The sequence below is a fragment of the Streptococcus suis genome (assembly GCF_046032535.1).
GTDB classification, from domain to species: domain Bacteria; phylum Bacillota; class Bacilli; order Lactobacillales; family Streptococcaceae; genus Streptococcus; species Streptococcus suis_AK.
Genome location: NZ_JARQPL010000050.1, coordinates 1 through 11432, shown reverse-complemented (window position 1 = coordinate 11432; position 11432 = coordinate 1). Strand labels below are relative to the sequence as shown.

At 40.9% G+C, this 11432-nt stretch carries 11 protein-coding genes and 1 pseudogene; 6 read left to right on the top strand and 6 right to left on the bottom strand.

Annotation, left to right across the window (positions count from 1 at the left end; all coding sequences use genetic code 11):
- Positions 1–112: 112 nt before the first annotated feature.
- The 4 genes from P7J58_RS10630 to P7J58_RS10615 form a co-directional block, all read right to left on the bottom strand.
- Entirely contained in the window at positions 113–1831 is a 1719-nt protein-coding gene (locus tag P7J58_RS10630; protein ID WP_408556320.1) for a phospho-sugar mutase, read from the bottom strand.
- A 90-nt stretch (positions 1832–1921) separates the two neighbouring features.
- The gene (locus P7J58_RS10625) at positions 1922–2491 is read right to left on the bottom strand and encodes an ECF transporter S component (protein WP_024409588.1); all 570 of its coding nucleotides are present in this window, start codon (positions 2489–2491) and stop codon (positions 1922–1924) included.
- A complete protein-coding gene (coaC, locus tag P7J58_RS10620; protein WP_408556319.1) occupies positions 2478–3026 on the bottom strand; it encodes a phosphopantothenoylcysteine decarboxylase in 549 nt (182 codons plus the stop codon). Before coaC ends, P7J58_RS10625 begins: the two co-directional genes overlap by 14 nt.
- The gene (locus tag P7J58_RS10615) at positions 3019–3714 is read right to left on the bottom strand and encodes a phosphopantothenate--cysteine ligase (protein WP_029180522.1); all 696 of its coding nucleotides are present in this window, start codon (positions 3712–3714) and stop codon (positions 3019–3021) included. Before P7J58_RS10615 ends, coaC begins: the two co-directional genes overlap by 8 nt.
- Positions 3715–4215: 501 nt before the next feature.
- Here P7J58_RS10615 and P7J58_RS10610 point away from each other — a divergent pair.
- Positions 4216–5886 carry a formate--tetrahydrofolate ligase gene (locus P7J58_RS10610; protein WP_408556318.1) on the top strand — a complete coding sequence of 557 codons (1671 nt, stop codon included), beginning with the start codon at positions 4216–4218 and terminating at the stop codon, positions 5884–5886.
- 39 nt (positions 5887–5925) lie between these two features.
- Here the strand turns inward: P7J58_RS10610 and P7J58_RS10605 are convergent, their stop codons facing one another.
- Positions 5926–6735: a PrsW family glutamic-type intramembrane protease gene (locus P7J58_RS10605; RefSeq protein WP_002943604.1), complete on the bottom strand. Its 810-nt coding sequence runs from the start codon at positions 6733–6735 to the stop codon at positions 5926–5928.
- Between the two features lie 215 nt (positions 6736–6950).
- Between P7J58_RS10605 and P7J58_RS10600 the strand changes: the two genes are divergently transcribed.
- The gene (locus tag P7J58_RS10600) at positions 6951–8267 is read left to right on the top strand and encodes an FAD-containing oxidoreductase (RefSeq protein ID WP_408556317.1); all 1317 of its coding nucleotides are present in this window, start codon (positions 6951–6953) and stop codon (positions 8265–8267) included.
- Between the two features lie 101 nt (positions 8268–8368).
- Here the strand turns inward: P7J58_RS10600 and ucpA are convergent, their stop codons facing one another.
- Positions 8369–9160 carry an SDR family oxidoreductase UcpA gene (gene ucpA, locus P7J58_RS10595; protein ID WP_024378557.1) on the bottom strand — a complete coding sequence of 264 codons (792 nt, stop codon included), beginning with the start codon at positions 9158–9160 and terminating at the stop codon, positions 8369–8371.
- A gap of 244 nt (positions 9161–9404) precedes the next feature.
- Between ucpA and P7J58_RS10590 the strand changes: the two genes are divergently transcribed.
- The 4 genes and pseudogenes from P7J58_RS10590 to P7J58_RS10575 form a co-directional block, all read left to right on the top strand.
- Positions 9405–10022 carry a DUF5052 family protein gene (locus P7J58_RS10590; protein WP_408556316.1) on the top strand — a complete coding sequence of 206 codons (618 nt, stop codon included), beginning with the start codon at positions 9405–9407 and terminating at the stop codon, positions 10020–10022.
- A complete protein-coding gene (locus P7J58_RS10585; RefSeq protein ID WP_044766988.1) occupies positions 10023–10532 on the top strand; it encodes a GNAT family N-acetyltransferase in 510 nt (169 codons plus the stop codon).
- A complete protein-coding gene (locus P7J58_RS10580; RefSeq protein WP_172008173.1) occupies positions 10522–11175 on the top strand; it encodes a DNA alkylation repair protein in 654 nt (217 codons plus the stop codon). The genes P7J58_RS10585 and P7J58_RS10580 overlap by 11 nt, the downstream gene beginning before the upstream one ends.
- 8 nt (positions 11176–11183) lie before the next feature.
- Positions 11184–11300, top strand: a pseudogene (locus P7J58_RS10575) (DUF1905 domain-containing protein); the annotation flags it as partial.
- Positions 11301–11432 lie beyond the last annotated feature (132 nt).

Here is an 11432-nt window from a genome sequence, read left to right as displayed (position 1 = left end):
CAGCATTAAAACAGCCATTTTTCTCTAAAAACAGTAAAAAGACAAACACCAAAACGATGTTTGTCTGCAATCTGAAAGAGCCGCGAAAGCGACTCTTTTTGGTTTTAAATGATTATCCAACAAATTCGTTGATTTCTTTTTCGATATTGGCGATTTTTTCTTCTGCTTCAGCAAGTGTTTCACCGACTGTTGCGATATAGAATTTGATTTTTGGTTCTGTTCCTGAAGGACGAACAGCGAACCAAGAATCATCTGCCAAGGTGTATTTCAAGACATCTGATGGAGGAGTAGTGAGTTTTTCAACGTTTCCGTCTTTGTCTGTCTTAGTTTGAAGGGCAAAGTCTTCAAAGACTGTGATGTCCGTTGCGTTGAATTGTGCTGGTGAGTTATCGCGGAATTTAGCCATGATTGCCTTGATTTGCTCTGCACCGTCTTTACCAGAAAGGGTAACTGAAATGGTTTTCTCAGCAAAGTAGCCGTATTCTTTGAAGATTTCATCGATACCGTCAGCCAAGGTCATACCACGTGAACGGTAGTAGGCAGCAATTTCAGCAACCATAAGCACAGCTTGGATAGCATCCTTGTCACGTACGAATGGCTTGATGAGATAACCAAAGCTTTCTTCAAAACCAAACATGTAAGTATGGTTGTGCTTTTCTTCGAACTCTTGGATTTTCTCAGCGATGAATTTGAAACCAGTCAAGACGTTGAACATGGTAGCGCCATAGCTTTCAGCAATCTTAGTTACCAACTCAGTAGATACAATTGACTTAGCAAGGGCAGCGTTTGCTGGAAGTGTACCTGCTTGCTTGTGGGCCTCAAGGATATATTTAGCGATGATAGCACCGATTTGGTTACCAGAGAGGTTCCAGTAAGAGCCGTCTGCTTGACGAACTTCAACACCAACACGGTCAGCATCAGGGTCAGTTGCAAGAAGGACATCCGCACCGACTTCACGGCCGAGTTCTTCCGCAAGGGCAAAGGCTGCTTGGCTTTCTGGGTTTGGAGAAGCGACAGTAGAGAAGTCAGGGTCAGCAGTTGCCTGTGCTTCAACAACTTGAACAGACTCAAAACCAGCTTGTGCAAGAGCACGACGCGCCAACATTTCACCCGTACCATGAAGCGGTGTGTAAACAATCTTCATGTCCTTACCATACTCAGCAATTAATTCAGGGTTGATGTTGAGGTCTTTGAGTTCTTCAAGATATTTAACGTCAGTTTCTTCGCCAAGAACTGTAATCAAGCCATTTTCCTTGCTGGCTTCAAGGTCAGCCAATTCAACTACAAATGGATTGTCGATGGCACGGATGAAGTTGGTCAATGCATCTGCATCAGCTGGTGGCATTTGTCCGCCGTCTTCACCGTAAACCTTGTAGCCGTTAAATTCTTTCGGGTTGTGGCTTGCAGTCACCATGATACCTGCGATGGTATTGTAATGGCGCACAGCGAATGACAACTCAGGAGTTGGACGAAGGCTTTCAAATACATAAGATTTGATACCATGCGCTGCCAAAACTTGAGCTGATTCAAAAGCAAATTCTGGCGAGAAGTGACGTGAGTCGTAAGCGATGGCAACACCACGTTTTTTAGCTTCTTCACCTTTTGATTCTACCAATTTTGCCAAACCTTCAGTAGCTTGACGGACTACGAATACGTTGATGCGGTTGGTACCAGCGCCAATATAACCACGCATACCAGCTGTACCAAATTCAAGATTTGTATAGAAGGCATCTTCTTTTGTTTTTTCATCCATTGCGACTAATTCTTCACGCAAGTAATCTGGAAGGTCCGCAAAGTCGAGCCATGTTTGATAGGTTTCTTGATAAGTCATCGCATATCTCCTTAAAAATTTTTCTATTAAACGCTTTCATTATACCATGTTTGAAAAGAAAAATCACGCTTTCACATGATTTTCTGATATTTATTTTTGAATTTTCTGTAAAGTTGGAACAAGCGCTGCAGTTAATACAGAAGAAATGATCATTTCTGCAATTGAATTGGTACCTAAAACGGTTGCTAACATTGCTTGAATATTACCATCAAAGACAGAGGAGAAGAGGAAGAAAATACCTCCAAGTACAAAAATAGTATTGGTCATTGAACCAATTGCACCAGCAATAAATAATCCTTTACGATTTTTTATCCATTTGTAGACGAAATAAGGTGTAATCCCGACTAGTATACGTGGGACAACTGCAATGATGATTGAATAAACATTACCATTTTCAACAAATGGGGAGAAAAGATAGCTGGTTGGTAGTAAGATAATAGTATTATGGATCATACTCATTAAGCCCATGAGAGCCCCCAAACAAGCCCCAACACGTGGCCCGTATATAATAGAAGCAATAATGACTGGGATATGTACGATGGTGGGTTTTATTGGAACAGGCAATATATTAAAAATAATTGAACTCAATATATTGATGACAATCATGACAGCAAAGAAGATTGCAATTGTAGCAATTTGAGTTGATTTATTTTTTTTCATCAAGGGTGTTACTCACTTTCTCTAAAATATCAGTTACCTCAGCCAAGGCCCCTGTACCAAAGTCGCCGCAAGCAAGCAGGGCTTCACGCGGTTTGATTTCCTCAAAACCATACTCTATGAGGGTTTTGATATTTTTCTGGGTAGCAGGATTGAGGTACATGTTAGTATTCATAGCAGGTGCCAGCAGTTTTTTAGTACCAATTGGCAGAGCCAGAGCTGTTGCCGTAATAATGTTGTCAGCCATACCATTAGCTAATTTAGCTATCGTATTGGCAGAAGCAGGGGCAACTAAAAATACGTCTGTTTCTTTGGCAATATCGATATGCTTGATAAGAGTAGGATTTTCTTCAATCATGACATCTGTGTGAACCAGATTTTTTGCCAAGGATTGGAGAGTCAAAGGTGTGATGAAGTCCATAGCAGAGCGACTCATGAGGACTGTAACCTGATGACCGAGTTTGGTCAATTGACTAGTTAGGTCAGCTGCTTTGTAGGCTGAAATAGAGCCAGTAACGGCAAGTGTGATATTAGCCATTTTGTTCTCCTTTTTCTAGGGTATTTAAAATGAGCTGAGCAATTTCATCTTTTGTCTGTGCTTGAATCTCCCTTGTTTTATCAACCAAATAGGCAATGTGTTGATTTTCTCCAATATCCTTCAAGTCATTAGCAAGTATATAATCAGCGCCATTTCGTTCAATGCTTTGGCGAGCTACGGCAAATAATTCCTCCTTAGGAATATTAACCAATAGTTTGAAGCCAAAGAGTGTGATAGCTGGATTCCATTTTTTTACATAGGAAATGACCTTGGGAGTTTTTTTCAAGAAAAGAACTTGGTAGTCATCCTTGGATGAAATCTTACTTTCTGTATTCTGTTTTTTTAGTAGACTAGAAATGTCTTCAGTTGCTCTTAGTTCATTTAAACCAGTCATATAAACAGGTGTATAATCGGATACAGCCATGCTATGAATCAGAGCCTGATGTGATTTGACTAAAGGTTCTAATGTTTCTTTCAAACTATCAACATTTGTGATTTCGATAATTGTTAAATTCTTCTGAGAATCTGGTTTAACAGCCTGTCTTGTAGTCACAAGAGTAACTTCATGACCGCGTTTCAAGGCTTGTTCGGCAATGATTTTTCCAAGATTTCCAGAAGCATGGTTTGTAATAGCGCGGACTTGATCGATAGCTTCGCTTGTTCCGCCTGATGTAATCAATAGTTTCATGTTCATATTTTACTAGAATTTCTATTTTTCGTAAAGTTTGCACTAATCTATTTGCTAATCAATCTGTGACACTGGAAAATGATGCTGCAATACAAAAAATATAAGGGCCTGTATTGTCATCATTTAGTTTTTCTTTTATTACTTCGTTAACTCGCCTTGCCTAACTTCAGTTATGCCTGCGGCTCATTGCCTCGTACTAAAAGTAAACTAAAAGACTATATAAGTGAAGTGCTTTATGCAAGCGGTCGTTTGCTTGCTCATCAAGGCAATTTTTAAAGGAATACTGACTCTCTTTTGAAAAAACTAACTAAAACCAGTCTTAGATGGAAGTGTAGAGCTATGATGAGAATGCAGTTTTTAAAAATTTGTATCTGTTTAAGTAAGGAAACCTGTAGTTTTTCTGAAAATTCCGTACGTTAGTGCATAAATAGTAAAAAATATGCGAAAATAAGCTGTGGTATGGTATAATGTCCATAAAAAATAAGGAAATTAGGAGCTCTCATGAAAACAGATATTGAAATTGCACAAAGTGTAACCTTAAAACCGATTACAGAAATTGTAGATAAGGTTGGAATTGGCTTTGATGATTTGGAACTCTATGGAAAATACAAGGCAAAATTGTCCTTTGATAAAATCAATGCGGTGAAAGACAATGCGCCAGGGAAATTGATTTTGGTGACAGCTATCAACCCAACGCCGGCTGGTGAAGGTAAATCAACTATTACTATCGGTTTGGCAGATGCCTTGTCTAAAATTGGCAAGAAAACCATGATTGCCCTCCGTGAGCCTTCTTTGGGGCCTGTTATGGGGATCAAAGGTGGAGCTGCAGGTGGTGGCTATGCTCAGGTCTTGCCAATGGAAGACATCAATTTGCATTTTACAGGCGATATGCACGCCATTACCACAGCAAACAACGCCCTTTCAGCCTTGATTGATAACCATATCCATCAGGGGAATGTGATTGGCATTGACCAACGCCGAATCATCTGGAAACGGGTCGTGGACCTCAACGATCGTGCCCTTCGTAAGGTAACAGTGGGCTTGGGTGGTCCGCTCAATGGTATTCCGCGTGAAGATGGTTTTGATATCACGGTCGCTTCTGAAATCATGGCAATTTTGTGTTTAGCGACAGACATCAATGACTTGAAAGAACGTTTGGCAAATATTGTTATCGGTTATCGTTTCGATCGCAGTCCTGTCTACGTGCGTGATTTGGCAGTGGAAGGTGCTTTGACTCTTATTTTGAAGGATGCTATTAAACCAAACCTTGTCCAAACCATCTATGGCACGCCAGCCTTTGTCCATGGCGGTCCATTTGCTAACATTGCTCATGGCTGCAACTCAGTCCTCGCTACCACAACCGCTCTGCGATTGGCCGACTATACCGTAACAGAAGCAGGCTTTGGTGCAGACCTTGGAGCAGAGAAGTTCCTTGACATTAAGGTGCCGAACTTGCCTAAGGCTCCGGATGCAGTAGTCATTGTTGCCACCCTTCGTGCCCTTAAAATGCATGGTGGTGTCGCTAAGACAGAACTTTCTGCTGAAAATGTAGAGGCTGTAAAAGCTGGTTTTGCCAACCTCAAACGTCATGTGGAAAATATCCAGAAATACGGTATTCCAGCAGTCGTCGCTATCAATGAATTTGTATCTGACACAGCTGACGAAATTGCAGCTTTGAAAGAACTTTGTGCTGAGATTGGTGTACCTGTTGAATTGGCTAGTGTATGGGCAAATGGCGCTGATGGAGGTGTTGAATTGGCTGAGACAGTTGTTGCTACTATTGAAAATCAAGCAGCAAACTACCAACGTCTTTACAAGGCTGAGGATAGCTTGGAAGAGAAAGTGACCAAGATTGTTACGCAGATTTATGGTGGCTCAGGTGTGGTTTTCGAGAAGAAGGCTCGTAACCAGCTGACTGAATTTGCTAAGAATGGTTGGGATAAGTTGCCAGTCTGCATGGCCAAGACCCAATACAGCTTCTCAGATAATCAGTTTGCCCTTGGAGCGCCGACAGACTTTGACATTACAGTCCGTGAATTTGTTCCAAAATTAGGAGCAGGCTTCATCGTTGCCTTAACAGGAGATGTCATGACCATGCCTGGTTTGCCAAAAGCTCCCGCAGCTCTCAACATGGATGTGGCGGCAGATGGGACAGCTATCGGCTTGTTCTAACAAGAATATAAAAAATCCGCTCAAAGGCGGATTTTTTGTCTATTCAGATAGTTTCTCAACCGTTTGATAGGCAAGTAAGCCAAGGAAAATACTCAAGATAGGAAACACCGTCTGGAAGATGCCCGTGTTGAACGGTGAATTAAAGAGAAAATGGATTCCAAAGCTTGCACCGATCCAAAATACTCCCTGTGCTTTTGACATACCTGTATTTTTCGTGAGAAGGGCTACTAAGCCAATGGCAAAGAGAAGCGTGAAAACCCAATGGGCCCAACCAGCTTGACCAACGCGTTCAAGAATGGTTTCAAAGCCGTCTAATTTATTCATGAACATGTCTCTAAAAACAAAGGTGATGTCTTCCATGATTTGGAAACCTAATCCAACAATCACTCCGCTTACCAATGCATTTTTTAGTGTCATTTTTCTACAAATAAGCAGTACAAGTAGAACAGTCAGCCCTTTTCCGATTTCTTCTGCCAATGGACCTGAAATAGCTGCGCCCCAGTCATTTAGGAAATTATTACTAGCTTTAACGATTTCGAGCAGGAAATATCCGATAGCTGTATGTCCCAGTTCAGAAAAAGAGATGCTACTTGTTAAGCCTAAAAGCCAGCTAAGCCCTATAACTTGTTTGGAGATGTTATAGCGTTTAGCTAAGGAATATGTCAGTACTAGTAGGGGGATGATGTAAATAGCAACCAAGGAAATGGTTAGGAGAAAGAGAGGATATTTAGCTTCCATGCCATTTGGCTTACCTAATTCTCCAAAGATAATTTTGCAACCGTTGACAAATCCAATCGTTGCTAAGACGACTGGAAGATAGGTTTTACACATTTGAAATTTTTCTTTCATAGTTTTACCTTTCTGTATTAATAAACTGGTGTATGGATACATTGTATCAAAAATAAGTACATTTCGTCTATTATTCACCTATTTTTTATCTAAACCTTCTCAGTTATTGTAATGTTTTTTCCTGCAACTAGGACTCCATAATAGGCCGTAGCAGAATTGTGCCAAAAATTTTCTTTTTTGATAGACTAATGTTAAAAAAATAAAAGGAGTATTTTATGGAACAATATGATTTAGTAGTCATTGGTTTTGGTAAGGCTGGTAAGACCTTGGCAGGTAAGCTTTCAGCAGCTGGAAAAAAGGTTGCCTTGGTTGAGGAAAATCCAGCTATGTTTGGCGGAACCTGTATCAATATCGGTTGTATTCCAACCAAGACCCTCTTGGTATCAGCAGATAAAAACTGGACTTTTGAGCAGGTAATGGAGCAAAAGGAAACAGTCACCACTCGCTTGAGGAACAAAAACGAGGCAGTCTTGAAAGGCAGTGGTGCTAGTTTGTATCAAGGACACGCGCGTTTTGTTGCGGACAAAGTCGTTGAAGTATCGGCAGGTGAGGAATCAATCCAACTGACTTCGGAAACTATTGTCATCAATACAGGTGCCAAGTCACGTGTTCTTCCAATTCCAGGTTTGCTAGACACGCCACATGTTTATGATAGTACAGGCATTCAGAACTTGGAAACTCGTCCTAACACGTTGGCCATTATCGGCGGAGGCAACATTGGACTTGAATTTGCTGGACTTTACAGCAAACTCGGCAGTCAGGTGACAGTATATGAAGCCAGCTCTGCTATTTTACCTAGAGAAGAAGAAGTGGTTGCTAAGTTAGCCAAGGAGTATATGGAAGAAGCTGGTGTGACCTTCGCCTTGGGTGCCAAAATTGAGCAATTAGCAGCTGCGGGTGAGCAAGTTGCCGTGACGGTTAATGGCGAAACAGCAATCTTCGATGCAGTCCTCTATGCGACAGGTCGTGTGCCGAACACTGCTGACTTGGGCTTGGAAAATACAGCCATTGAGGTTTTGGAAAATGGTGCTGTTAAGGTGGATGACTACTGCGAAACCACAGTTCCAGGTGTCTACGCAGTTGGAGATGTCAATGGCGGTCCACAATTCACTTACACATCCCTAGACGACTTCCGTATCGTTTTCGGCAAGTTGACTGGGACTGGAACTTATAGCTTGAGCCAACGCAAGTCTGTTCCAACCAGCGTCTTTATCACGCCTGTGCTGTCTCGTGTTGGTCTGACAGAGAAGGAAGCCAAGGAAGCAGGTTATGACTACATTGCCAATGAATTGCCTGTTGCCAACATGCCACGCGCCCATGTCAACAATGACCTCAAAGGTATTTTCAAGGTTATCGTGGATAAGGAAAGTAAGCTTGTTCTGGGGGCGACTCTCTTTGGTCGCAATTCCGAGGAGTTGATTAACCTGATTGCTATGGCCATTGACAATAAGATTCCTTATACCTACTTCAAAACACAGATTTTCACCCATCCGACCATGGCTGAGAATTTGAATGATGTTTTTAATTTTTAATAGTGTAATAACCGTCCAATGGGGCGGTTTTTTATAACCTAAAAGGAGAATAACTTGATGAGGACTCATCTTATTATTCTCCTTTTTAATTACACTGTGCGTTAGACACCCATATCAACAGTCTCTGGCAGAGTAGCCCCTCCATCAATGACAATTTGGGCTCCTGTTATATAACTACTTTCATCGCTGCCAAGAAAAGCAAATAATTCTCCAACTTCTTTAGGATCTGCTAGTCGTTTCATTGGGACTGCCTTTGCAATTCCCTCGATGATTTGCTCGGGGTTTTCAGGATTAGACTCTAAAGCCATTTGTTCTACCATTGGAGTACGTGCGTAGCCTAATTGTGTACAGTTTACACGAATATTTTTTTGAGCATATTCAACCGCTAAGCATTTAGTTAAGCCGACTGTTGCAGCCTTTGTCATGGCATAAGCTGCTTCTCCAGGATCTGCCACAATATCTCCTGTTACTGAGGAAGCAATGACAATACTGCCTCCGTTTCCTTTTAGCATTTCCTTAATAGCGACTTGGCAAGTATTCCAGACACCCTTGATATTTACATCAATATGGAAATCCCTCATTTCTTCTGTAAATTCTTCAAATGGCGCCAAGCGACAGACTCCGGCATTGCAGCAAGCTATGTTTAGAGAACCAAATGCCGCAACAGTTTTATTTACTGCCTTTTGTAATTGTGTTATTTCACGAACATCAGCTATATGTGTAATGATATCTGCATGATACTTTTCTCGCAATTCTTGTGCCGTTGTCTCAACGGCTTCATCTCTATCTATCATACAGATTTTAGCCCCGTTTTTTACATAGACTTCTGCAATTCCTTTTCCAAGTCCAAATGCTGCACCTGTAATCAGGGCAACTTTTCCAAGCAATTTCATAAGAGCACCTCCTTGTTAATATATCAAATTAAATGTAACCCTTTTTGTACAAAAAGTCAATTGATTATAAAGAAAGTTTGAAATGAACTTATTGATATTTATTTTATGTTTCCTCTTTCTTTTACAAAATAGCTTTCATAAAGTATGCCAGACTATTTTCTGGGATAAAATTGTTATCTGCAAGTAATTTTGGTATTTACTGTATAACATGTTACAATAAGGTATCAACCATTGGAGGTTTTATATGAAATGGAATAAAAAGTTAGCACTTGGTGTTGTATTAGCAACCAGTCTAGTCACCTTGTCTGCTTGTCAATCAATTTCAAATTGGTGGAAGAATACCAAGGAAGAATGGATTGGCTTGGAAATGACAGTTCGGACATTTGATGAGAATTCTCAGCTAATAGATGAAATGTCTGGTAAGTCCTTATCGATTTCGCGGAATCAGGAATTTGACTCTGTGGATGCCGAAGGCAATTCCAATGCGGATTCGTCTGTTTTGAAGGTGACACTTGGTAATTATGAAATTGACCATGTTGGCTCTTCCTTGATTGCTGCCGAAGAGGGCTTGGAGGATTTATGTTCCAAGTATCAATCGACTGTAGATATTGCCAACTATGATCGTTCTATTCCCTTGGTTAATCGGATGGTTTCTAGTTTGAAAAATGATTTTACTGGTAAGGCTAAGGTGGTTTTGATTCGTTCGCAAAACGGAACCCCGCTTGCTACTTATGTAGGTGATAAAGTGTCTCTTTATGCATCTGATGCACCTAAGACTTCTGAACTCTTAATTGATGGCAAGCGGTTGATTATATACCGCTGTGATTATACAATTTATGATAGAGAATTATTGGAGAACTAAATGATAGACATTCGTTCCGCAAGGACAGAGGATGCGGCAGACCTTGTGGCAATTTATGCTCCTTATGTAGAAAAGACCGCTATTACCTTTGAAACAGAAGTACCGACTGTGGAAGCCTTTGCAAGTCGAATTGAAAAGACCTTGGAGAAGTTTCCCTATCTGGTCGCAGTAGAAGAAGGTAAAGTTGTGGGTTATGCCTATGCTTCAACCTATTATGCCCGTGCTGCTTACGATTGGACAGTTGAATTGTCTGTTTATGTTAGTAGAGAGGCGCGTGGAAAAGGAATCGGAAGTCTCTTGTATGATGCCTTGGAAGAAGAATTGACGGCGCGTGGCTTTAAAAACTTTTTAGCCTGCATTGCTCTTCCTAATCCAGCCTCGCTTGCTCTTCATAAGAAGAGAGGGTATGAACAGGTAGCACATTTCAAAAATGTTGGTTATAAATTTGATACCTGGCATGATATTGTCTGGCTTCAAAAATCTCTTGTAGGTAAGCAAAATGAAGATTGACGAATTAGAAAAACGTTTGTTGGCTGTGGCTGATGCTAGTCAAGCCCAGCCTATGAAATCTTATATGAAAAATAATTTTGAATTCTTGGGTGTACGAACGCCTGACCGAAGAAAGATCGCCAAGCAGTTCTTCAAAGATTTCAATGCTCAGGGAATTGATTGGGATTTTGTAGAGGCTTGCTGGTCTAAGCCCTACCGTGAATTTCAATATATCGCCATTGATTATCTGGTTACAAAGAAAAAGGACTTGGTTTTAGCCGACCTACCCCGTTTGAAAAAGCTTGCTCAGGCAAAGTCATGGTGGGACAGTATTGACGGACTGGATAAATTAGTTGGTAAGATTGTTTTGGACAATCCAGAGGCCAAGCAGACCATTTTGGAATGGAGCCTTGATGATGATTTCTGGTTGAGGCGAATTGCCATTGACCACCAACTCTTGCAAAAAGAAAAGACAGACACTGAGTTGTTGGAAAAAATCCTGGTCAACAATCTCAATCAGACTGAATTTTTCATTAACAAGGCGATTGGCTGGAGTTTGCGAGATTATTCCAAGACCAATCCTGACTGGGTACGGGCTTTTCTAAAAAAGTACAGTTCCCAAATGGTAGGCTTATCCATTCGTGAAGCTAGTAAGTACATTTAGGAGGAATCTTGTCTAAAGTATATGAATTTGAAGCAACTATCCACCCTGTTCCAGATAAGGGCGGAGCCTACGTTATTTTTCCATATGATATACGAGAGGAATTTGGAAAAGGCAGGGTAAAAGTCCCAATGTCATTAAGTTAAGCATTTAAAACTATTCCCGTCCGAGCAGTTCATGACAAAACGGGAATAGTTTTTGTATTTAGGGCGCACAAAAAGGAGGTTTTTTACCCCTATTTTTCAACTATTATGTTACTC

Excerpts from the sequence above, each read along its gene's own strand:
- P7J58_RS10630 (WP_408556320.1), bottom strand. The coding sequence starts at position 1,831 with ATGACTTATCAAGAAACCTATCAAACATGGCTCGACTTTGCGGACCTT.
- P7J58_RS10625 (WP_024409588.1), bottom strand. The coding sequence starts at position 2,491 with ATGAAAAAAAATAAATCAACTCAAATTGCTACAATTGCAATCTTCTTT.
- coaC (WP_408556319.1), bottom strand. The coding sequence starts at position 3,026 with ATGGCTAATATCACACTTGCCGTTACTGGCTCTATTTCAGCCTACAAA.
- P7J58_RS10615 (WP_029180522.1), bottom strand. The coding sequence starts at position 3,714 with ATGAAACTATTGATTACATCAGGCGGAACAAGCGAAGCTATCGATCAA.
- P7J58_RS10610 (WP_408556318.1), top strand. The coding sequence starts at position 4,216 with ATGAAAACAGATATTGAAATTGCACAAAGTGTAACCTTAAAACCGATT.
- P7J58_RS10605 (WP_002943604.1), bottom strand. The coding sequence starts at position 6,735 with ATGAAAGAAAAATTTCAAATGTGTAAAACCTATCTTCCAGTCGTCTTA.
- P7J58_RS10600 (WP_408556317.1), top strand. The coding sequence starts at position 6,951 with ATGGAACAATATGATTTAGTAGTCATTGGTTTTGGTAAGGCTGGTAAG.
- ucpA (WP_024378557.1), bottom strand. The coding sequence starts at position 9,160 with ATGAAATTGCTTGGAAAAGTTGCCCTGATTACAGGTGCAGCATTTGGA.
- P7J58_RS10590 (WP_408556316.1), top strand. The coding sequence starts at position 9,405 with ATGAAATGGAATAAAAAGTTAGCACTTGGTGTTGTATTAGCAACCAGT.
- P7J58_RS10585 (WP_044766988.1), top strand. The coding sequence starts at position 10,023 with ATGATAGACATTCGTTCCGCAAGGACAGAGGATGCGGCAGACCTTGTG.
- P7J58_RS10580 (WP_172008173.1), top strand. The coding sequence starts at position 10,522 with ATGAAGATTGACGAATTAGAAAAACGTTTGTTGGCTGTGGCTGATGCT.